This is a genomic window from Streptomyces canus (assembly GCF_041435015.1).
Classification (GTDB): Bacteria; Actinomycetota; Actinomycetes; order Streptomycetales; family Streptomycetaceae; genus Streptomyces; species Streptomyces canus_G.
Map to the genome: position 1 here is coordinate 9,319,310 of NZ_CP107989.1, position 21,675 is coordinate 9,340,984.

General features: G+C 71.0%; 16 protein-coding genes. 12 read left to right on the plus strand and 4 right to left on the minus strand.

The window, feature by feature from the left end:
* The first annotated feature begins 28 nt into the window (after positions 1-28).
* The 3 genes from OG841_RS42420 to OG841_RS42430 all read left to right on the plus strand — a co-directional run bounded on the left by OG841_RS42420 (position 29) and on the right by OG841_RS42430 (position 3,715).
* Positions 29-880 (plus strand): helix-turn-helix transcriptional regulator, encoded by an 852-nt coding sequence (locus OG841_RS42420; protein ID WP_328636502.1) that lies wholly within the window; start codon positions 29-31, stop codon positions 878-880.
* Positions 881-1,055: 175 nt separating this feature from the next.
* Positions 1,056-2,165 carry an NAD(P)H-dependent flavin oxidoreductase gene (locus OG841_RS42425; RefSeq protein ID WP_328636501.1) on the plus strand — a complete coding sequence of 370 codons (1,110 nt, stop codon included), beginning with the start codon at positions 1,056-1,058 and terminating at the stop codon, positions 2,163-2,165.
* On the plus strand, positions 2,162-3,715 hold the full coding sequence (locus OG841_RS42430) for an acyl-CoA synthetase (protein WP_328636500.1): 1,554 nt from the start codon (positions 2,162-2,164) through the stop codon (positions 3,713-3,715). The genes OG841_RS42425 and OG841_RS42430 overlap by 4 nt, the downstream gene beginning before the upstream one ends.
* Positions 3,716-3,718: 3 nt before the next feature.
* Here the strand turns inward: OG841_RS42430 and OG841_RS42435 are convergent, their stop codons facing one another.
* A complete protein-coding gene (locus OG841_RS42435; RefSeq protein WP_371569703.1) occupies positions 3,719-6,115 on the minus strand; it encodes a penicillin acylase family protein in 2,397 nt (798 codons plus the stop codon).
* Positions 6,116-6,178: 63 nt separating this feature from the next.
* Here OG841_RS42435 and OG841_RS42440 point away from each other — a divergent pair, with 63 nt between their 5' ends.
* On the plus strand, positions 6,179-7,675 hold the full coding sequence (locus OG841_RS42440; protein WP_371569705.1) for an acyl-CoA synthetase: 1,497 nt from the start codon (positions 6,179-6,181) through the stop codon (positions 7,673-7,675).
* Here OG841_RS42440 and paaK read toward each other — a convergent pair.
* From paaK to OG841_RS42455, 3 genes are all read right to left on the minus strand, one after another.
* Complete coding sequence (gene paaK / locus OG841_RS42445) at positions 7,672-8,967, minus strand: phenylacetate--CoA ligase PaaK (RefSeq protein ID WP_328636497.1); 1,296 nt, start codon at positions 8,965-8,967, stop codon at positions 7,672-7,674. The two genes, OG841_RS42440 and paaK, sit on opposite strands and share 4 nt — an antisense overlap.
* Before the next feature lie 94 nt (positions 8,968-9,061).
* Complete coding sequence (locus OG841_RS42450) at positions 9,062-10,909, minus strand: sulfatase (protein ID WP_371569707.1); 1,848 nt, start codon at positions 10,907-10,909, stop codon at positions 9,062-9,064.
* A 144-nt stretch (positions 10,910-11,053) separates the two neighbouring features.
* Positions 11,054-12,667, minus strand: coding sequence for an acyl-CoA synthetase (locus OG841_RS42455; RefSeq protein WP_371569709.1), 1,614 nt, complete (start codon positions 12,665-12,667; stop codon positions 11,054-11,056).
* Positions 12,668-12,843: 176 nt separating this feature from the next.
* On the opposite strand from OG841_RS42455, the gene OG841_RS42460 reads away from it, so the two are divergent.
* The 8 genes from OG841_RS42460 to OG841_RS42495 all read left to right on the plus strand — a co-directional run bounded on the left by OG841_RS42460 (position 12,844) and on the right by OG841_RS42495 (position 21,673).
* Positions 12,844-13,644, plus strand: coding sequence for a crotonase/enoyl-CoA hydratase family protein (locus OG841_RS42460; RefSeq protein WP_371569711.1), 801 nt, complete (start codon positions 12,844-12,846; stop codon positions 13,642-13,644).
* 140 nt (positions 13,645-13,784) lie between these two features.
* Positions 13,785-14,726: an OB-fold domain-containing protein gene (locus OG841_RS42465; protein WP_328636494.1), complete on the plus strand. Its 942-nt coding sequence runs from the start codon at positions 13,785-13,787 to the stop codon at positions 14,724-14,726.
* Positions 14,723-15,787, plus strand: coding sequence for a thiolase domain-containing protein (locus tag OG841_RS42470; RefSeq protein WP_371569713.1), 1,065 nt, complete (start codon positions 14,723-14,725; stop codon positions 15,785-15,787). Before OG841_RS42465 ends, OG841_RS42470 begins: the two co-directional genes overlap by 4 nt.
* A complete protein-coding gene (locus tag OG841_RS42475) occupies positions 15,784-16,950 on the plus strand; it encodes a thiolase domain-containing protein (protein WP_328636492.1) in 1,167 nt (388 codons plus the stop codon). The genes OG841_RS42470 and OG841_RS42475 overlap by 4 nt, the downstream gene beginning before the upstream one ends.
* 95 nt (positions 16,951-17,045) lie before the next feature.
* The gene (locus OG841_RS42480; RefSeq protein WP_028807758.1) at positions 17,046-17,288 is read left to right on the plus strand and encodes a DUF397 domain-containing protein; all 243 of its coding nucleotides are present in this window, start codon (positions 17,046-17,048) and stop codon (positions 17,286-17,288) included.
* A gap of 64 nt (positions 17,289-17,352) precedes the next feature.
* Positions 17,353-18,012 carry a CGNR zinc finger domain-containing protein gene (locus OG841_RS42485; protein ID WP_371569716.1) on the plus strand — a complete coding sequence of 220 codons (660 nt, stop codon included), beginning with the start codon at positions 17,353-17,355 and terminating at the stop codon, positions 18,010-18,012.
* A gap of 205 nt (positions 18,013-18,217) precedes the next feature.
* Positions 18,218-21,100 (plus strand): ATP-binding protein, encoded by a 2,883-nt coding sequence (locus OG841_RS42490; RefSeq protein WP_371569718.1) that lies wholly within the window; start codon positions 18,218-18,220, stop codon positions 21,098-21,100.
* Between the two features lie 75 nt (positions 21,101-21,175).
* A complete protein-coding gene (locus OG841_RS42495; protein ID WP_328636489.1) occupies positions 21,176-21,673 on the plus strand; it encodes a hypothetical protein in 498 nt (165 codons plus the stop codon).
* Positions 21,674-21,675: the final 2 nt, after the last annotated feature.

The following is a 21,675-nucleotide window of genomic DNA, read 5'->3' on the forward strand; positions in this document are numbered from 1 at the left end:
CGGCCTGGAACCCGCGCACACTGGGCACGTGGACCGACGAGAACTGGCCGACTTCCTGCGCAGCCGACGCGCGCGCATCACCCCCGCCGACGTGGGCCTGCCCGCCGGACCGCGCCGCCGCACCCCGGGCCTGCGCCGCGAGGAGGTGGCGCAACTGGCGTACATCTCCACCGAGTACTACACCCGGCTGGAGCAGGCGCGCGCACCCCGTCCCTCCCTCGAGGTCCTGGCCCAGGTCGCCCGCGCACTGCGCCTGTCGGATGCCGAACGCGATCACCTCCACCATCTCGCCGGCACTCCGCCGGGCCCGCTGCCGGGCCCCTCCCGCGAGGTGCGCCAGAGCATCGTCGACCTGCTGCACCGGCTGCCGCAGGCCGCCGCGATCGTGCTGTCGGCGACGTACGAGGTCATCGCCTGGAACGACCTGGCGGCCGCCCTCATGGAGGACTTTTCCGCCCTGCCCCGCCGCGACCGCAACCTCGTCCGGCGGAGGTTCCTGGAACCGCGTCGCGGTGGCCGGTGGCTGTCCAGCGTGTCGGACGCCGACGAGTTCGCCCGGAGCGCCGCCCAGCACCTTCGCGCCGCAGCGGCCCGCTACCCCGACGACCCGGAAATGACCGGCCTGGTCGAGGAGCTCCTCGCCGGCAGTGAGGAGTTCGCACGGCTGTGGGCCGCCCACGAGGTGGCCGCGCGCCCCACCCTCCGCAAGACCTTCGAGCATCCCGTCGTCGGCCCTGTCACCGTCAACTGCGACGTTCTGGACATCACCGACCGCGACCAGCGCGTGATCATCTACACCGTCGCTCCGGGGTCGCCGTCCGAGGAGGCGTTCCGGCTGCTGTCGGTCGTCGGTACGCGGCGCATGGACATCCCCGGCTGAGTGATCAGTCCGCGCAGGCAGGACGCCGTACGCCCTCTCCACGCGCAGCCCGTCGACGTACGCGCCCCGGCCGGCGTGCAGCCGGCAACAGGTCCGACCCGATCCGGCGACCTGAATCTGACGGAGCATCAGAAAACCCCTTCCGTCGTCCGGTGGTCTGCGGCATCCTGCGGCCATGCAGACGGAGCTGAGCAAGAAACTGGGAGTCGAGCACGCCGTCTTCGGCTTCACGCCGTTCCCCGCCGTCGCCGCGGCCATCAGCCGGGCCGGCGGTTTCGGAGTGCTCGGCGCGGTCCGTTACACGGCCCCTGACGAACTCAAACGCGACCTCGACTGGATCGAGGCGAACGTCGACGGCAAGCCGTACGGCCTGGACGTCGTGATGCCCGCCAAGAAGGTCGAGGGGGTGACCGAGGCGGACGTCGAGGCCATGATCCCCGAGGGGCACCGGCAGTTCGTCAAGGACACCCTCGCCAAGTACGGCGTGCCCGAACTGGCGGAGGGCGAGGCGTCGGGGTGGCGTATCACGGGCTGGATGGAGCAGGTCGCCCGCAACCAGCTGGACGTCGCCTTCGACTATCCGATCCGGCTGCTCGCCAACGCCCTCGGCTCCCCGCCCGCCGACGTGGTGGCCCGCGCGCACGATCAGGACGTCCTCGTCGCGGCCCTCGCGGGCAGCGCCCGGCACGCGGTCAAGCACAAGGAGGGCGGCATCGACATCGTGGTCGCGCAGGGCTACGAGGCCGGCGGCCACACCGGAGACATCGCCTCCATGGTCCTCACGCCCGAGGTCGTCGACGCCGTGGACCCGCTGCCCGTGCTGGCGGCGGGCGGCATCGGCAGCGGACAGCAGGTGGCGGCCGCGCTGGCACTCGGGGCTCAGGGTGTGTGGCTGGGCTCCCTGTGGCTGACCACCACGGAGGCCGAACTGCCCTCGCCCAGACTCATCGAGAAGCTGCTGGCGGCCGGCTCCGGCGACACCGTCCGCTCCCGTGCGCTGACCGGGAAACCCGCGCGCCAGCTCCGTACGGAATGGACCGACGCCTGGGACTCCGCCGACGGACCCGGCACCCTCCCGATGCCCCTGCAGGGCCTGCTGGTCGCCGATGCGGTGTCCCGCATCCAGAAGTACGAGGTGGAGCCACTGCTGGGCACGCCCGTCGGCCAGATCGTCGGACGGATGACCAGCGAACGCAGCGTCCAGGCCGTCTTCGACGACCTCACCCGCGGCTTCGAGAAAGCCGTCGACCGTATCAACCGCATCGCCGGAAGGAGCGGCCAGTGACGAGCACACCTCCCGCGGGATTCTGGGCCCAGGCCACCCAAGACCCTTCGCGTACGGTCCTCATCGCCCCGGACGGCTCGCCCTGGACCGCCGGCCGCCTCCACGCCGCCGCCAACCAGCTCGTGCACGGCCTGCGCGCCGCCGGACTCGAACGCGGTGACGCCTTCGCCGTCGTCCTGCCGAACAGCGCCGAGTTCTTCACCGCGCACCTCGCCGCCAGCCAGGCCGGCTTCTATCTGGTCCCGATCAACCACCACTTCGTCGCCCCCGAGATCGCCTGGATCGTCGCCGACTCCGGCGCCAAGGTACTCATCGCGGACGAACGCTTCGCCGCCGCGGCACGGCAGGCGGCCGACGAGGCGGGCCTCCCGGCGAGCCACCGCTACGCCGTCGGCGAGATCGACGGCTTCCGGCCGTACGCCGAACTCCTCGACGGGCAACCGGAGTCGGCGCCTGCCGACCGCGAACTCGGCTGGGTCATGAACTACACCTCGGGTACGACGGGCCGCCCGCGCGGAATCCGCCGGCCCCTGCCCGGCAAGCGGCCGGAGGAGGCGTACCTCGGGGGCTTCCTCGGCATCTTCGGCATCCAGCCCTTCGGCGACAACGTCCACCTGGTCTGCTCGCCGCTCTACCACACGGCCGTCCTCCAGTTCGCGGCCGCTTCCCTGCACATCGGGCACCGGCTGGTCCTGATGGACAAGTGGACACCCGAGGAGATGCTGCGGCTGATCGACGCACACCGGTGCACCCACACCCACATGGTCCCGACCCAGTTCCACCGCCTGCTGGCCCTGCCGGAGGAGGTCCGGGCGCGCTACGACGTCTCGTCCATGCGGCACGCCATCCACGGAGCCGCCCCCTGCCCCGACCATGTGAAGCGGGCGATGCTCGACTGGTGGGGGCCCTGTGTGGAGGAGTACTACGCGGCCAGCGAGGGCGGCGGAGCCTTCGCGACCGCCGAGGACTGGCTGAAGAAGCCCGGCACGGTCGGCAAGGCCTGGCCCATCAGCGAACTCGCGATCTTCGACGACGACGGCAACCGGCTGCCGCCAGGCGAACTCGGCACCGTGTACCTGAAGATGAACACGGGCGGCTTCGCGTACCACAAGGACGAGGCCAAGACGAAGAAGAACCGCATCGGAGACTTCTTCACCGTGGGCGACCTGGGTCTGCTGGACGAGGACGGTTACCTCTTCCTCCGCGACCGCAAGATCGACATGATCATCTCCGGCGGGGTGAACATCTACCCCGCCGAGATCGAGTCCGTCCTGCTCCAGCACCCCGCAGTGGCCGACGCCGCCGCCTTCGGCATCCCGCACGACGACTGGGGCGAGGAGGTCAAGGCCGTGGTGGAACCGGCCCCGGGCCGCGCGCCCGGGCCGGACCTGGCCGAAGACCTCCTCGCCCACTGCGCCGCACAACTCGCCGGCTACAAGCGCCCGAAGAGCGTCGACTTCATCACCGAGATGCCCCGCGATCCCAACGGCAAGCTGTACAAGCGACGCCTGCGGGATCCGTACTGGCAGGGGCGCTCGCGACCGGTGTGAGCCTCAGGAACGGACCCGGACGACCCGCAGCGCCGGCGACGACAGGATGTCCTTCTCGCAGAACCGGGACGTCACCCACTTCTCCGCCGAGAACAGCCGCGTCTGGTCGCTGAAGTGCGGTGAGTTCGGGTTCGAGGACTGGGAGTACGTCAGCAGGGTCCGGGCCACCGGGCAGCGACCGCCGTCCCAGCCCACCGCCTGGATGTAGCTGGACCCGGTCGTTACCTCCGTGTATCCGCCGCCCGCCGGGTCCCACACCGGCTCGACCTTGTTCCACACCCCCAGCGACTCGGTACCGCCCGGAACGGCGATGCGCTTGCCGTTCCGTACGACGAACTGGTGCTCCCCGAGCCGCGAGTCCAGCGGGACACCGGCCGCCCCGAGCTCGGTCACCGTGTCCGCGAGGGCCGTGGCGAAGGCCGGCGCGTCGGTGTTGAGCGTGTTCGGGGTGCCCACCGGGTCGGCCGCCGAGAACGGCACCTTCCACAGCGAGGAAGTGGGCAGTTTCCGCCAGAGCCGGTCGAAGAGCAGCGCACCCCGGCTGTCGGTGTTCGCGGTGCGGTCCCAGGCCGCGAGCACCCCGCAGGCCTCGCGGACGTCAACCGAGGCGCCGTCACTGCCTGTTGCCGTGCCACCAGGAAGCGCGGCACATGCCTTCGCCGCGTCCGCCGCCGCGAGGCCGCCCCCGGTCACCCGGTTGGCGAACTGCTGCGCCTGAAGGTCCCGTACGGTCAGCCGCCCGCGCGCGGCCATCGCGGACACGTCCTGGAGAGCACCACGGGTGCGCATCGAGCGCTGTGTGCCCACGGTGCCGAAGACCCGCTCGTACCCGGTGATCGGCCGCTCGGCGTTGGCCAGCCAGGCGCTGTCGTTGGAGTTCTCCGCGTACGGCGCGTCCTTGAGGACCGGCATCTTCGCGGGCCCGAAGATCCCCGGCTGCACGGCGTCCGGATCACTGCCGAGGGCACAGTCGCCGCGCGAGCCGTCGAGGATCGCCACGCCCGAGGCGGGGTAGGTGACCCTGCCCAGGGGAGTGGAGCAGCGCTGGGCCAGCTCGTCGGTGATCCGGGGGAGCACCTGGGACTGGGTGAACAGCGTGTGCCCCTGTGCGTCGGCGGCGATCGTGTTGACCCACGGCAGACCCTGGGTGCGCTTCAACGCGCCCAGAACGTCACCGGTACTGCGGGCCTTGCTGAAGCCGAGGGCCGTGTCGGAAGCGCGCAGGTTGGTGGCGTTCGGGTCATTGAGGGCGTACGCCGTCGTGGTCGTCCAGGGCAGGGGCAGCGAGGCGCCGAGCGAGGTGACGACCGGGCCGTACCGCGTCCACCACTGGGTCTTCGTCACCGGTTCGCCGCCCTGGACGGCGACGGTCACCCGGCGCTCGGTCATCCGCTCCGGTTTGCCGTCGACGAGGTACGTCGTCGGGTCGGCGGGGTCCAGGGTGAGCTGGTGCAGGTTGAGGGTGACGCCCGTGGCCACGGTGTGGCTCCAGGCCACCTGCGCGTTGTGGCCTATGGAGATGGTCGCCGAGCCGAGCAGCGAGCCGCCCGCGATGTTCAGTTCGCCGGGGATGGTCTGCTGCGACTGCCAGAAGCGGCGGCCGCCCTGCCAGGGGTAGTGCGGATTGCCGAGGAGCAGCCCGCGGCCGTTCGCCGTCGTGGCCCCGCTGAAGGCGACCGCGTTGGAGCCCATGTCGGCGGAGTCGGCGGCGAAGAGTTCCCGGGCCGCGCGGGCGGTGTCCCGGGCGTCGGGCGCGCCGGATGCGCCGGTGGTGGACGCGGGCGGCTGCGCGGCCGTGATGCCGTCCACGGCCCGGCCCTGACCGCCGAGCACGGCCAGCGCGAAGTTGCGCGCGGCCACGTCCTGGACCGTCACCGGGCGCACCCAGCCGGCACCCTTGCACGCCGGGTCGGTGATCGGGTTCTTCCGCAGCCAGGCGTTGTAGCCCGCCGCGAAGCCCCGCATCAGCTCCTTCACCGCACGGCTCGGACCGCGCGGCGCAGGCGTGGCCATCAGCTTCTCCACCGTCCCCGCCTCCCGCACCCCGCGGAAGTACAGGTCGCTGGAGAGGTTCCTGGTGGCCGAGGAGAGCGCGGTGTCGGAGGCCGCGTCGGCCCCGAAGAAGCGCGAACGCTCGCCGCGCACGGTCACGAAACCGTCGGCGAGCGTGCACACCTGGTCGGTGGCCTGCGCCCACCCGGTGCCGAAACCGAGGTCCGCGTAGTTCTTCGCGAGGATGTGCGGGATGCCGTACTCGGTGTAGCGGATGGTGGCGGACAGACCGCCGTGGGACGGATGTTCCTGTTTCTGCTGGTTCTGCGCGGCTGCGGCCGGCAGCGTGCCGACGGCGGTGAACAGGGCCACGGCCGCGACGACGGCGTGTCTGAGACGGGTGCGCATCGTGCCTCCCAACGTCGTTGAGGGAAGGAGCGGTTGAGCGTACCAACCGGTAGGTTGTCCCGTATGACGCCTGGACACGGCAGTACGGTTGACGGGGTGCTGCGGCGCAGCGCCCGGCGCACCCCGGCGCGCGTCGCGGTGGAGTACGGCGAGCGATCGTGGACCTACGAGGAACTCGACGACGCCGTCTCACGGGCGGCGCGCGTTCTCCTCGACCAGGGCCTGGACCGCGGTGACCGGGTCGGCGCCTACGGCCACAACTCGGACGCGTATCTGATCGGCTTCCTCGCGTGCGCCCGCGCGGGACTGGTCCACGTGCCGGTCAACCAGAACCTCACCGGCGACGATCTCGCGTACCTCGTCGGCCAGTCGGGCAGCACGCTCGTCCTCGCCGATCCCAACCTCGCGGGGCGGCTGCCGGAGGGTGTGCGCACGGTGCCCCTGCGGGACGCCGACTCGTCGCTGCTGGCCCGCCTGGCCACGGCGTCGCCGTACGACGGCCCCGAACCGCGCAGCGAGGACCTCGTCCAGCTGCTGTACACCTCGGGGACGACGGCCCTGCCCAAGGGCGCGATGATGACCCACCGGGCCCTGGTCCACGAGTACCTGAGCGCGATCACCGCCTGCGATCTCAGTGCGGGTGACCGGCCCGTGCACTCGCTGCCGCTCTACCACTCGGCCCAGATGCACGTCTTCCTGCTGCCGTATCTCGCGGTCGGCGCGACGAACATCATCCTCGACGCGCCCGACGGCGACCGCCTCTTCGACCTGATCGAGCAGGGCCGCGCGGACAGCCTGTTCGCGCCGCCCACGGTGTGGATCGGACTGTCCAACCGTCCCGACTTCGCCACGCGTGACCTCGGCGGGCTGCGCAAGGCGTACTACGGCGCCTCGATCATGCCGGTGCCCGTCCTGGAACGACTCCGCGAGCGCCTGCCGAAGCTGGCCTTCTACAACTGTTTCGGCCAGAGCGAGATCGGTCCGCTCGCCACCGTCCTCGCGCCCGACGAGCACAAGGGGCGGATGGACTCCTGCGGCCGTACCGTCCTGTTCGTCGACGCGCGGGTCGTGGACGAGAACGGCAAGGACGTGCCGGACGGAACGCCCGGCGAGATCGTCTACAAGTCGCCGCAGTTGTGCGAGGGCTACTGGGACAAGCCCGAGGAGACCGAAGCGGCCTTCCGGGACGGCTGGTTCCACTCCGGTGACCTCGCGGTGCGGGACGCGCACGGTTACTTCACGATCGTCGACCGGGTGAAGGACGTCATCAACTCCGGTGGCGTGCTGGTCGCCTCACGCCAGGTCGAGGACGCGCTGTACACGCACGACGCCGTGGCAGAGGTCGCCGTGATCGGCCTGCCCGACGAGCGGTGGATCGAGGCCGTCACGGCGGTCGTCGTCCCGCGCGGCGAGGTCACCGAGACCGAGCTCCTCGACCACGCCCGGGAGAAGCTCGCCCACTTCAAGGCACCCAAGCGGGTGGTGTTCGTGGACGAGCTGCCGAGGAATGCGAGTGGGAAGATCCTGAAGCGGGAGCTGCGGGACCGGTTCGCGGGCTAGCGGGGGCGCAGGTCGACGATCCGGCGGATCTTTCCGACGGACCGCTCCAGGGACTCCGGTTCGACGATCTCGACGACGACCGACACCCCGATGCCGTCCTTGACGGCCGTCGCGATGGTCCGTGCGGCCGCGTCCCGGGTCTCGGGTGTGGCGCCCGGCCGGGCCTCCGCGCGCACGGTGAGGGCGTCGAGGCGGCCCTCGCGGGTGAGGCGGAGCTGGAAGTGCGGTGCGACGCCCGGGGTGCGCAGGACGATCTCCTCGATCTGCGTGGGGAAGAGGTTCACCCCGCGCAGGATCACCATGTCGTCGCTGCGGCCGGTGACCTTCTCCATCCGCCGGAACACGCGGGCCGTGCCCGGCAGCAGCCGGGTCAGATCCCGGGTCCGGTAGCGGATGACGGGCATCGCCTCCTTGGTGAGCGAGGTGAACACCAGCTCACCCCTCTCGCCGTCCGGCAGCACCTCGCCGGTGATCGGGTCGACGATCTCGGGGTAGAAGTGGTCCTCCCACACATGGAGCCCGTCCTTGGTCTCCACGCACTCCTGCGCGACGCCCGGGCCGATCACCTCCGACAGCCCGTATATGTCCACGGCGTCGATCGCGAACCGCTCCTCGATCTCCCGGCGCATCTCCTCGGTCCAGGGCTCGGCACCGAAGACGCCCACGCGCAGGGACGTGCCGCGCGGATCGACACCCTGCCGCTCGAACTCGTCGAGAAGCGTGAGCATGTACGACGGGGTCACCATGATGATGCGGGGTTCCAGGTCCTGGATGAGCTGGACCTGGCGTGCCGTCATGCCGCCGGACGCGGGGACGACCGTACAGCCGAGCCGTTCGGCGCCATAGTGAGCGCCGAGTCCACCGGTGAACAGCCCATAGCCGTACGCCACATGCACCACGTCCCCGGGCCTGCCGCCGGCCGCCCGGATGGAACGCGCCACCATGTCGGCCCACAGGTCCAGATCGTTGTCGGTGTAGCCGACGACCGTGGGGCGCCCGGTGGTGCCGCTGGAGGCATGGATGCGCCGCACATGGTCCCGGGGCACGGCGAACATCCCGTACGGATAGTGCTCGCGCAGGTCCGCCTTGGTGGTGAACGGGAACCGGGCCAGGTCGGTCAGGGAGCGGCAGTCGTCAGGCCGGACACCCGCCTTGTCGAAGGACTCCCGATAGAACGGCACGTGCTCGTACGCGTGCCGCAGCGACGCCCGCATGCGCTCCAGCTGCACCGCCCGCAACGCCCCGGCATCCAGCCGTTCCCCCGAGTCCAGCAGCTCCGCCGCATCCGCCATCGGAACGTCCCTTTCGCCAACCGCGTCATCACGGGCGACCGATCATTCGGTCGTGGTGGGGATCAGTAATCCAGGCGATCGGCGCGGAGGCAAGTCACTTCGCGAACGCCGTCATGAAGCGGTCGCGGAACTTGTCCATGCCCCACTCGGGCGCGTTGTCGGCGGGCTTGAGGCCGTCCGTCCAGTTCCAGTCGTCGACCCGGTCCAGCACCTTCGGGTCCTTGGCGACGATCGTGATCGGCACGTCCATGCTGGTCGATCCCTTGGTGACGGTCGGGACGGGCTGGTGGTCGCCGAGGAAGACCAGAACCGTGTTCTCGTCGCCGTAGCGCTGCATCCACTGGGTCAGGCTGTCCACGGAGTACTGGATGGCCTTGCGGTACTCGGTGCGCACCCGCTCCTGACTCTTCCAGACCTCCGTCGGGTTCGTGCCCTCCTTCTTGATCTGCTCGAAGACGGAGCCGTCACCGAGGTCGTTCCAGTCGATCGTGTGGGCGATCGGCGACCAGGGGTTGTGACTGGACGCCAGGATGATCTCCGCCATGATCGGGTCACGGTTCTTCTTGCCGTGCTCCAGCTTCTGGAAGGCCTCCAGGCTGAACTGGTCCGGCACGGGGGTCCAGCTGAAGTACGGACCCTTGTAGCCGAGGTGCGTGGAGTCGTAGATGTGGTCGAGGCCGAAGTACTTGCCCTCGGGCCAGGACTTGCGCACCCCCGGCACGATGCCGACCGTGCGCCAGTCACCGGTCTTCTGGAAGTAGCTGGTGAGGGTCGCGCGCTTGCTGGAGGTGAGGTTCAGGTACCGCTGCTGGTTCTTGACCCACAGGCCGGACAGGAAGGTGGAGTGCGCCATCCAGCTGCCGGCGCCCGTCACGGGGGACTTCAGCCAGCCGCTGCGCGACGCGAACCCGGCCGACTTGAGCGTCGCGTCGCCCTTCTTGAGGGTCGCGTCGATCTCGGGTGCCATCGCCGGGTCGTCGATCGCCACGCGGCCGTAGCTCTCGATGAAGGTGAACATGACGTCCTTGCCGTGCAGCCCGGTCAGGAGCTGGTCGGGAGGCGTGGCGGCGAAGGCGTCGACGGCGGACTGCTTCTCGAAGACCTTGGCGTCGCCCAGTCCGTTGCGGACGTGCTGCACCCGGTTGGCGAGGAACTCGGTGTTGCCCTTGGTGGCGAACGCGACCCCGCCGAACTGCACGCCCACCGTGAAGCAGGTGACCCAGACCGTGCCGAGGACGAGGGTGGTGCCGACGGCCGTCTGACGGTGCCGGGACATCACGTTCGCCAGCCGTACCACCGCCCACGTGCACAGCGCGAGCACGGCGATGAACAGGACGATCACCCCGGTCACCGCGAGCACCTCGCCGGTGCGGCCGAACGACTCCCTGAGCCAGTCCGTCGCGTTGCCCAGCATGATCCAGTCGAAGACCAGGTCGAACGGCCTGGCCAGGGTCTGGTAGAAGCCCATGTCCATGAACTTCAGGACGGTGAACAGCCCGAGGAACACCCCGGAGAGGACGGCCGCGATCCGGCGCGCCTTCGGCGGCAGCACGAGAAGGACGGCCGTGAGGACGATCGCCTCGACGGGGAGACGGAAGAACGACCGGAGGTTCATGTGGTCGAGCCGGTTGGGGAAGAGCAGCACGAGCAGCACCAGCAGACCGGCCAGCACGCTCGTCCCCACGGACACGCCATGGGCCTTACGGGGGTAGCGGCGGCGCCAGCCGAACCAGCCGGGGCGTGGGGAGTCGTTCCGCGCGGGACCGCTCTCGTCACCGGTTTCCGAGGACTCCGCCGTCTCCGTGGCCTCGGCGGTCTCGGCTGCCCCAGCCTCCGCTACGGCCTCCTCCGTCAGGTCTTCCCGCGTCGCACCCCCACCTTCCGCTTCCGCCTCGCCCCCAGTGGTACCCGGCAGTTGGCGAGAACGAGTGAAGAGCGACACCCGGTGGTCCTTCCGTGCGGTCTTGCTGTGACGTGCGGTCGTGCAGCGACGGCATGACGAACAGGGCCCAATGACCGAGCCTGCCACCACCAGTACGTTCGCACGTCACGTTCGGTTCAATCGCACGGGGTCGGGATTCGACCGTCACCCGTCCGCCGCCACCGCCACCTTCTGCGCCCACCGATAGTCCGCCTTGCCGCTCGGGGACCGGCGGATGGACTGAGCGAGCACCAGCTGGCGCGGCACCTTGTACCCCGCGAGCCGCTCCCGGCAGTGGGTCTGGAGGTCGTCCAGGGACATCCGCGCCGCGCCCTCGCGCAACTGCACGACGGCCGCCACATGGTGCCCCCACCTCACGTCCGGCACCCCGGCCACGAGCGCGTCGTACACGTCGGGATGCGCCTTGAGCGCCTGCTCGACCTCCTCCGGGTACACCTTCTCGCCGCCCGTGTTGATGCACTGCGAGCCCCTCCCGAGGACGGTGACGACCCCCTCCTCGTCGACGGTGGCCATGTCCCCGAGCAGCACCCAGCGCTCGCCGTCCTTCTCGAAGAAGGTGTCGGCGGTTTTCCGCGGGTCGTTGTAGTAGCCGAGCGGCACATGGCCGCACTGGGCGACCCGGCCCACCTCGCCCACGGCCACCGGTTCGTGCGTGGCCGGATCGACCACCTGGGTACGGGAGTTCACCCGGACACGGAAGCCACGCTCAGGGCCGGAGTCCTCGGTCGCCGTCCCGTTGAAGCCGGACTCGGAGGAGCCGAAGTTGTCGAGCAGCATGGCGTTCGGGACGAGTGCCCGGAACTGCCGGCTCACCGTGTCCGACATGATCGCGCCGGACGAGGACACGCTGAACACCGACGACATGTCGGTGCCCTTCATCGGGCCCTCCAGCGCGTCGATGAGCGGCCGCAGCATCGCGTCACCCACCAGCGACATGGCGCTGACCTTCTCCCGCTCCACGGTCCGCAGCACTTCCTCGGGTACGAACCTGCGATGCAGTACGACCCGTTGGCCGAAGTTGAAGCCGATGAGGGTGGTCAGTGTGGAGGTGCCGTGCATCAGCGGCGGTGTGGGGAAGAAGGTGATCCCCGCCCCGCCCGCGGCGACCCGCTCGGCGAGTTCCTCGGGCCGCTTGACCGGCTCACCGGTGGGTGCGCCCCCGCCCAGCCCCGAGAAGAACAGGTCCTCCTGACGCCACATGACACCCTTGGGCATCCCGGTGGTACCGCCGGTGTAGATGATGAACTGGTCGTCGGCCGAGCGCGCCGGGAATCCGCGCTCCGGCGACCCGCCGGCCTCGGCGTCCGTGAAGTCCACCGCCGGCAGCCGACCCGGTTCCCCGTCCCCGGCCCGCACCAGGTGCCGCAGCCGTTCCGCCTGCGGCAGCGCGGCCGCGACCCGGTCCGTGAACTCGGCGTCGAAGACGAGCGCCACCAGATCCGCGTCCCGGTAGAGGTATACCAACTCCTCTTCCACGTATCGGTAATTGACGTTGACCGGGACGATCCGTGCCTTCAGGCAGCCCAGCAATGTCTGCACGTACTCCACCCCGTTGTAGAGGTGCAGCCCGACGTGCTCACCGGGCCGTACTCCGCTGTCGAGCAGATGGTGGCCGATGCGATTGGCCGCGGCGTCCAGTTCCGCGTACGTCAGCCTGCGCTCCGCGCCCGTACCGGGAATGTCGAGGTACGCGAGCGCCTCACGGTCCGGCACCACGTCGACGACGGACTCGAACAGGTCGGCAAGGTTGTACTCCACCGCTCCTCCTGACCCAACACGGCCTGCTTCTCCGACGGTTCGCCGGTCATCAGAGCAAAGGGCGGCGTGACTGTGAAGGGTTCGCGCGAATAAATCTGACTGACTGTCAGAAAACCCTTGAAGTGCGTCGGCACCTCCTGCAACCTGTTCTCGTTCTGGCAGAGGGGAGACGGGCGATGAGTGGGACGGAACACCTCAACATCCAGCGTGAGGGCGCCACACTGGTGCTCACGCTCAACAGGCCGGAGGCGAAGAACGCGCTCTCGTTGCCGATGCTGGTCGGCCTCTACGACGGCTGGCTGGAAGCGGACGCGGACGACTCGATCCGCTCGGTCGTCTTCACCGGCGCGGGCGACTCGTTCTGTGCCGGCATGGACCTCAAGGCCCTCGCGGGCAAGGGCACCGGCGGCGAGCAGTACCGGGACCGGCTGACCGCCGACCCGGACCTGCACTGGAAGGCGATGCTGCGGCACCACCGCCCCCGCAAGCCGGTGATCGCGGCGGTCGAGGGCTACTGCGTCGCGGGCGGCACGGAGATGCTCCAGGGCACCGACATCCGGGTCGCCGGCGAGTCCGCGACCTTCGGCCTCTTCGAGGTCAGGCGCGGCCTGTTCCCGATCGGCGGCTCCACGGTCCGGCTGCAACGCCAGATCCCGCGCACCCACGCGCTGGAGATGCTGCTCACCGGCCGCCCGTACACCGCACGCGAGGCCGCCGACATCGGCCTGATCGGTCACGTCGTCCCGGACGGCACGGCGCTCACCAAGGCCCTGGAGATCGCCGAACTGATCAACGCCTGCGGTCCGTTGGCGGTGGAGGCGGTGAAGGCCTCGGTCTACGAGACGGCCGAGACGACCGAGACCGAGGGCCTGGCCGCCGAGCTCAAGCGGGGCTGGCCGATCTTCGACACCGCCGACGCGAAGGAGGGTGCCCGCGCCTTCGCGGAGAAGCGGCAGCCCGTTTACCGGCGCGCGTGAGCGATGTCGTCGCAGGTGCGTCGGACACTGCGGGCCGTCGGTGGCCGGCCGCGCAGTTCCCCGCGCCCCTCGGGCGTCGCACCGCCGAGCCACCGTCCGCCCACCCACGCGCGTCCGTCCTCGAAGGAGGCACGCCCTCGATGCCCGAAGTACTCAAAGCCCCTCTGGTCGTCGAATTCCCCTTCACCCGCTCCCTCGGCCCCGTCCAGAGCGCCTTCCTGACCGGCCTGCGCGAGCGTGTCGTCCTCGGCGTGACGACCCGCGACGGCCGCACCCTGGTCCCGCCCGTCGAGTACGACCCCGTCACCGCCGAGGAGATCAGCGACCTCGTCCACGTGGGCACCACCGGCACCGTCACCACCTGGGCCTGGAACCACGAACCCCGTCGCGGTCAGCCGCTGGACACGCCCTTCGCCTGGGCCCTGGTGAAGCTCGACGGCGCCGACACCGCCCTGCTGCACGCCCTCGACGCCCCCGGGCCCGACGCCGTCCGCACCGGCATGCGCGTGCGGATCCGCTGGGCCGAGGAACGCCGCGGCGCCATCACCGACATCGCCTGCTTCGAGCCGTACGACGGAGACGATTCCACCGTCACCGTCCACGCGGGCGAGTTCGAGGACCCCGTCCACGGCATCGTCGCCCAGGCCCGCCTCGACTACACCTACTCACCGGGCCGCGCCCAGACCGCGTACATCAACGCCCTCGCCGAACACCGGGCCGTCGGCGAGCGCTGCCCGGCCTGCCGCAAGGTGTACGTCCCGCCGAGGGGTGCATGCCCCACATGTGGCGTGGCCACAGCGGAACAGGTGGAAGTAGGTCCTGCCGGCACGGTGACCACCTTCTGCATCGTCAACATCAAGGCGAAGAACCTCGACATCGAAGTCCCGTACGTCTACGCCCACATCGCCCTCGACGGCGCCGACCTCGCGCTGCACGGCCGGATCGGCGGCATCCCGTACGACCAGGTGCGCATGGGCCTCAGGGTCGAGCCGGTGTGGAGCGAGGGCGGCCGCTACCCGGACCACTACCGGCCGACCGGCGAACCCGACGCGGACTACGAGACGTACAAGGAGCTCCTGTGACCAGCGACGCAGCCCCGGAGCCCCGCGACATCGCCGTCGTGGCCTTCGCCCAGTCCGACACCCTGCGCTCCACCGCCGAAGTCTCCGAGGTGGAGATGCTCATGCCGGTCCTGCACGACGTCATCGCGCAGACCGGTCTGAAGACCGCAGACATCGGCTTCACCTGCTCCGGTTCCTGTGACTACCTCGCGGGGCGGGCCTTCTCCTTCACCCTGGCCCTCGACGGCGTGGGCGCCTGGCCGCCCATCTCCGAGTCGCACGTCGAGATGGACGGGGCCTGGGCCCTGTACGAGGCGTGGACGAAGCTGCTGTCCGGGGACGCCGACACCGCCCTGGTGTACGCGTACGGCAAGTCCTCACCCGGATCCCTGCGCGACGTGCTCACCCGGCAGCTGGACCCGTACTACGTCGCCCCCCTGTGGCCCGACTCCGTCGCCCTCGCCGCCCTCCAGGCCCAGGCGCTGATCGACGCGGGCGCCACGGACGAACCCGAGCTGGCGGCCATCGGCGCCCGGAGCCGCGCGACCGACAACCCGCGCGCACAGCTCAAAGGCCCTGTACCGCAGGGCGATTACCTCGTACGACCACTCCGCACCGGAGACTGCCCGCCCGTCGGAGACGGGGCTGCCGCCGTGGTCCTCGCGGCGGGGGAGCGGGCCAGGGAGCTGTGCGAGCGCCCCGCCTGGATCCGCGGGATCGACCACCGCATCGAGGCGCACTCGCTCGGCGTCCGTGACCTCACCGACTCTCCCTCCACCCGCCTGGCGGCCGAGCGGGCCGGGGCCTTCGAACGGCCCGTGGACACCGCCGAGTTGCACGCGTCGTTCACCTCGCAGGAAGTCGTCCTGCGCAAGGCGCTGCGGCTCGGTGACGAAGTCGCCGTCAATCCGTCCGGCGGTGCCCTCGCCGCCAACCCGATGATGGCCGCCGGGCTCGCCCGTATCGGCGAGGCCGCCGCCCGGATCCACCGGGGCGAGTCCGACCGGGCCCTCGCCCACGCCACCTCCGGGCCCTGTCTCCAGCAGAACCTGGTCGCCGTACTCGAAGGGGATCCGCGATGAGCAAGGAGCCCGTGGCCGTCGTAGGGATCGGCCAGACCAAGCATGTCGCGGCCCGCCGGGACGTGTCGATCGCCGGGCTCGTCCGCGAGGCGGCCGTGCGGGCGCTCGACGACGCCGAGTTGACCTGGGCCGACATCGACGCCGTGGTGATCGGCAAGGCGCCCGACTTCTTCGAGGGCGTCATGATGCCGGAGCTGTACCTGGCCGACGCGCTCGGCGCGGTGGGCAAGCCGATGCTGCGGGTGCACACGGCGGGCAGCGTCGGCGGCTCCACGGCGCTGGTCGCCGCGAACCTGGTGGCGGCCCGGGTGCACTCCACCGTCCTCACCCTCGCCTTCGAGAAACAGTCCGAGTCCAACGCCATGTGGGGCCTGTCCCTGCCGATCCCCTTCCAGCAACCCCTGCTGGCCGGAGCCGGCGGCTTCTTCGCACCGCACGTGCGCGCCTACATGCGGCGCACCGGCGCGCCCGACACGGTCGGGTCGCTGGTGGCGTACAAGGACCGACGTAACGCGCTCAAGAACCCGTACGCGCATCTGCACGAGCACGACATCACCCTGGAGAAGGTCCAGGCCTCGCCCATGCTCTGGGACCCGATCCGCTACTCCGAGACCTGCCCCTCCTCGGACGGCGCCTGCGCGATGGTGCTCACCGACCGGGCGGGCGCCGCGCGGGCGCCCCGGCCGCCGGCCTGGATGCTGGGCGGTGCCATGCGCAGCGAGCCGACGCTCTTCGCGGGCAAGGACGCCGTGTCGCCCCAGGCGGGCAAGGACTGCGCGGCCGACGTGTACCGGCAGGCCGGGATCGCCGACCCGCGCCGGGACATCGACGCCGTCGAGATGTACGTGCCGTTCTCCTGGTACGAGCCCATGTGGCTGGAGAACCTCGGCTTCGCCGACGAGGGCGAGGGGTGGAAGCTCACCGAGGCCGGCGTCACCGAACTGGACGGGGATCTGCCCGTCAACATGTCGGGCGGCGTGCTGTCCACCAATCCGATCGGCGCCTCCGGCATGATCCGCTTCGCCGAGGCCGCCCTCCAGGCCCGCGGACAGGCCGGGGAACACCAGGTGGAGGGCGCCCGCAGGGTCCTGGGGCACGCCTATGGCGGCGGATCCCAGTTCTTCTCCATGTGGCTCGTGGGGTCTGAGCCCCCTGACGCGTGAATTGCCTCCTGAAAGGTCCCCCTCACGTGGCCTGTCGGCGGTCGGGGTCGATCGCTAGGCTGGCCGCGGACGACGCAATCGGGAGGAGCACGGACGTGGCCGAGACCACCATCCAGCAGCAGCCGCTCATGGGCTGGGAGAAGCCGGAGCTGGACCTGAGCAACGCCGACTGGCACTCGAGCAGCCGCGGTCGGGGGGATGTCCAGATCGCCTTCGTCGAGGGGTTCATCGCGATGCGCAACAGCGGCCGCCCGGAGAGCCCTTCCCTGATCTTCACCCCCGCGGAATGGGGGGCGTTCGTGTCAGGGGCACGGGAAGGAGAGTTCGACCTCACCTGAGGGTGAGCGAAAAGGGGCCCTGGCCCACGTGTTAATGGATGCGGCGGAACCTATCATTAGCCGTATGCAGGACACGATCGACAGGGACGCCCGTCTCACCCTGGACCTGGCCCTCACCATCCGGCACGACGGACACGGCGGCGTCGCCGACGACCTGGCCGACCCCGTGGGTCTCACCGCCTGGGTCCGGGACCATGCCGAGACGCTGCCGGACGCCTCGCACTTCGTCGCCGACGAGGGGACCCTCGCGGCGGTCCGTGACCTGCGGGCCGCCGTCCGAGCCCTCTTCGCCCGCGCCGTGCGTCCCGGCGAGCCCAGCCCCGCCGACGCGGCACGCCTGCTGCCCGTGCCCGAAGCCGTCGCCCGCCTCAACGCGGCCGCCGCCCGCACCCCGACCGTCCCGGTGCTGCACTGGACCGACGACGCCGAACCCGTCGTACACCGGCAGCCGGTGCCGCGGGGGACCGACCTCACGGCCGTACTCGCGCAGGCCGCGATCGCCTTTCTCGCCGGAGCGGACCGGCACCGGCTGCGCGCCTGCCATGCCCCGCGCTGCGTCCGCTACTTCCTGAAGGATCATCCGCGGCAGGAGTGGTGCAAGTCCTCCTGCGGCAACCGGGCGCGGGTGGCACGGCATCATGAGCGCCACCGGGGGCAGGGGAGGGGCCGTGACGTCGAAGGCGGGCAGACGGCGGTTCAGGAAGCGGGGAAAGCGGCGGGGTGAGCGGTTCCGTTCGGCCGCAGCCGCCGGCGTCGGGGGGCTGATCCACGTTCTCGCCGTGCTGTACGAACATGTCTTCCAGCCATGACCCGAGTGGGTCGACACGGGCCCGTACCGCACCACGCAGGCGTACGCTGAGGTGCCTGTAGGTGGTCACGGTGTGCGCCCGCTCCCCGCGCGGGTGTGCCGCCGTGACGGGGGGTGCGCCATGGTGCAGCGCAGTGTGCGGAGCAGAAGGACTCTCCTGGAGCGGGAGAGTGAACTTGCCGCCGTCGACGAGGCGTTGGCAGAGCTCACCGGGCTGCGCACGGACGGTGCCGAAGCGCGCGGGCGCTCCCGCGGCGCTGTGCTCGCCGTCGCCGGCCGGGCCGGCATCGGCAAGACGACCCTGCTCACCGAGGTCCGTCGCCGTGCCGCCGCCCGGGGCTGCACGGTGCTGGCCGCCCGCGGCGGCGACCAGGAGCAGCGGGTCGCCTTCCATGTCGCCCGGCAGCTGCTGCAGCCGCAGTTCGCCGGCGCGGGCGAAGCCGATCTCCGTGCCCAGCTGGGGAGTTGGTTCGACATCGTCGGCCCCGCACTCGGCCTGTGCGCTCCGACCGACGGGGCGCCGCCCGACCCGCAGGGCCTGCGGGACGGACTCGACTGGGTGCTCACCCATCTCGCCGTCCTGCGCTCCCCGATGGTGCTGGTGCTCGACGACGCCCACTGGGCCGACCCCGAATCGCTGGGCTGGCTGGCCGCGTTCGCACCCCGTGCCGAGGAACTCCCGCTGCTGGTGGTCGTCGCCTACCGGCCCGACGAACTCCCCGACCACGCCGAGTCGTTCAGGGCACTGCCCGGCCGGGCCGGCGGACGCCCGCTCGACCTGGAACCGCTGAGCGCCGTCGCCGTCGCCCGTCTCGTACGGGAGACGCTCGGTGCGCACGCCGACGACGCGTTCTGCCGGGAATGCTGGGCCGTCACCGCGGGCAACCCCTTCGAGACGGTCGAGCTGACCGCCAAGGTGCACGACCGCGGCGTCACCCCGACCGAGGACGCGGCGCACCTCCTGCGTGATCTCGCGGCCGCGGTCAAGGGCAGCGGGCTGGTCGCCCGCCTCGAACGCCTCGGCACCTCGACCGTCCGCTTCGCCTGGGCCTGCGCGGTCCTCGGCACCGAGATCCATCCCCACCTCGCCGCCGCCGTCGCCGGACTCGGCCACGAAGAGGCCGCCGACGCGGCCGACGCCCTGCGCGGCGCCCGCATCCTCACCGGCGGCGAATCCCTGGAGTTCGTCCACCCACTCATCGCCACCGCCGTCTACCGGGCCATCCCGGCCGGGTTCCGCGTCGCGCTGCACGGCCAGGCCGCCTGGTGCGTGGTCGACGACGGACGGGGCCCTGCCGCCGCCGCCCGCCACCTCCTGGAGACGCATCCCGACGGCGACCCCTGGGTCGTCCAGCAACTGCGCGCCGCCGCGGCCGAGACCCTGCGCTCCGGCGCTCCCGACGCGGCCCGCAGCTATCTCGCCCGCGCCCTGCGCGAAGCTCCGCCTTCCGAGGACCGGGCCGCCGTCCTGTACGAACTGGGCAGTGCCTCCCTGCTCACCGAACCGGCCACCACGGTCAACCACCTGCGCGCCGCCCTCGAGGAGCCCATCGCCGACTCCGCTCTGCGCCACCGCATCGTCTACCGGCTCTCCCAGGTCCTCGCCCACAGCGACCGCCTCGCCGAGGCCTCCGACACCCTCGCCCGCGAGATCAGGGTCACCGGCGACGCCCGCGTCAAGCTGCGCATGGTGGCCGAACAGTTCATGTGGGACGCCTTCCGCGCCGACGAACCCGACCACCCCTCCCGCTCCCGCCGCATGGCGCGGCTCGCCGACCGTCTCACCGGCCGCGACCTCACCGAGCGGTACATCATCGGCCTGCGCACCTGGGACGCCGTCCTGCGCGGCGAACCCGCCCACATCGCCCTCCACCACGCCGAGCGCGCCCTCGTCGGCGGCCTCGGCTGGGCCGATCCCGACCGCGGCTTCGAGGTGCCCGTCCTGGTCGCCCTCGCCTTCACCTACGCCGACCGCCCGGGCCGCACGGAGGAGCTCTTCGCCGCCGGGATCGCCGACTTCGAACGGCAGGGCTGGCGCGGCGCCCACCTCTCCTTCGCCTACACCCTGCTCGCCTACGTCCGTTTCCGCCGCGGACGCCTGGCCGAGGCCGAGGACTTCGTCCGCGCGGGACTGCGCCTCGCCGAGCGCGTCGGGCCGGGCACCCCGGCCCAGTGGTACGCCGTGGGCATCCTCATCGAGGTCCTGCTCGCCCGTGGCCGGGTCCACGAGGCCGCGCAGACCGCCGAGGACCACTCCTTCGGCCCCCCTTTCCCGGCCGTGGTGGTCTTCCCCGACGCCCAGACCGTGTACGGCGAGCTGCTGCTGGCGCGCGGCCTCACCAAGGACGCGGCCGCCGAGCTGGCAGCCGCCGGCCGCCGCCTGGAACCGCGCGGCATGCGCAACCCCGCGTGGTGCCCCTGGCAGCTCCACCTGGCCCGCGCCGAGAGCCACGACGCCCCGGAGCGGGCGGTCACGACGGCCCTCGAAGCGGTGGCACGAGCCCGCCAGTTCGGGACCCCTTCGGCGGTGGGCCAGGCACTCCGGCTGGCTGCCGAGGTCTCACCGGACTCGGCCCGAGTGAAGCTCCTGGAGGAGTCGGTCGCCCACCTGGAACGTTCTCCGGCCGCGTACGAGCTCGCCTGCGCGCTGGTGGCGCTGGGCACGGAACTCCGTCGCACGGGTCGTGCCCGGGAGGCGGCGGAACACCTCTACCGGGGTCTCGACACAGCCGTCCAGTGCGGCGCCGACGGTCTGATCGAGACCGCCCGCGACGAACTGACCGCCGCGGGCCTCCGTCCCCGCCGGCTGCACAGCACGGAGACGGACACGCTCACGGCGCGCGAACGTACGGTGGCGAACCTGGCGGCGCAGGGACACACCGAGGAGGAGATCGCGAAGGAGCTGAACGCCGATGAGCAGACGACGACACGGTTGCTGTCGGCCGTATGTCGCAAGCTGGGAACGGACAGTGCAGGCCTGCGAACGGTGAGTGGTCCCCCGTAGGGGCGCGGAATCGCGCGGCAGGTCCCCACCCACCTGCACCCGCACGACCACGTGACTGCCCATTACCATTGGCGCATGTCGTTTCTCCGCCGCCGTAGTGCCACCCCCGCCGGTCCAGACTTCGATGTCCTGGCCATGGACCCGGGCGACTGGCCCGGCAACCTCGGCGCGGGGCTCCTGCCCGCCCCCGACGGCACCTGTCAGGGCGTTTTCCTGCGCTACGACCTCTTCGGCGGCCGCGGCCCCGCGATGATCATCGGTAACCTCCCCGAGGGCTCCCCGGCCCGCGAGGTCCCCGACGGGCAGGTCCCCTTCGAGGTGGCGCAGCTGCTGATCGCGCTGGAGAACGACGAGGAGGTGACCGTCACCGACACCGAGGAGATGCCGGTGATGCAGGGCGACAACCTCCTGATCGTGCGCCGCCTCAAGCTCTCCGAGAGCCGCATCTCCTGCGTCCAGTTCGATCGCAGCGACAACGTCCTGGTGACCATCGCCGCCTGGGACCGACCGATCACGGACGACCTGTACGCCCTCCTCAAGCCCTTGCCGGCGGAGCTCTTCCAGCAGGCCTGAAC

Coding starts and splice junctions, on each gene's coding strand:
- OG841_RS42425 (WP_328636501.1), top strand. CDS start 1,056: ATGCAGACGGAGCTGAGCAAGAAACTGGGAGTCGAGCACGCCGTCTTC.
- OG841_RS42435 (WP_371569703.1), bottom strand. CDS start 6,115: ATGCGCACCCGTCTCAGACACGCCGTCGTCGCGGCCGTGGCCCTGTTC.
- OG841_RS42440 (WP_371569705.1), top strand. CDS start 6,179: ATGACGCCTGGACACGGCAGTACGGTTGACGGGGTGCTGCGGCGCAGC.
- paaK (WP_328636497.1), bottom strand. CDS start 8,967: ATGGCGGATGCGGCGGAGCTGCTGGACTCGGGGGAACGGCTGGATGCC.
- OG841_RS42460 (WP_371569711.1), top strand. CDS start 12,844: ATGAGTGGGACGGAACACCTCAACATCCAGCGTGAGGGCGCCACACTG.
- OG841_RS42465 (WP_328636494.1), top strand. CDS start 13,785: ATGCCCGAAGTACTCAAAGCCCCTCTGGTCGTCGAATTCCCCTTCACC.
- OG841_RS42475 (WP_328636492.1), top strand. CDS start 15,784: ATGAGCAAGGAGCCCGTGGCCGTCGTAGGGATCGGCCAGACCAAGCAT.
- OG841_RS42485 (WP_371569716.1), top strand. CDS start 17,353: ATGCAGGACACGATCGACAGGGACGCCCGTCTCACCCTGGACCTGGCC.
- OG841_RS42490 (WP_371569718.1), top strand. CDS start 18,218: ATGGTGCAGCGCAGTGTGCGGAGCAGAAGGACTCTCCTGGAGCGGGAG.
- OG841_RS42495 (WP_328636489.1), top strand. CDS start 21,176: ATGTCGTTTCTCCGCCGCCGTAGTGCCACCCCCGCCGGTCCAGACTTC.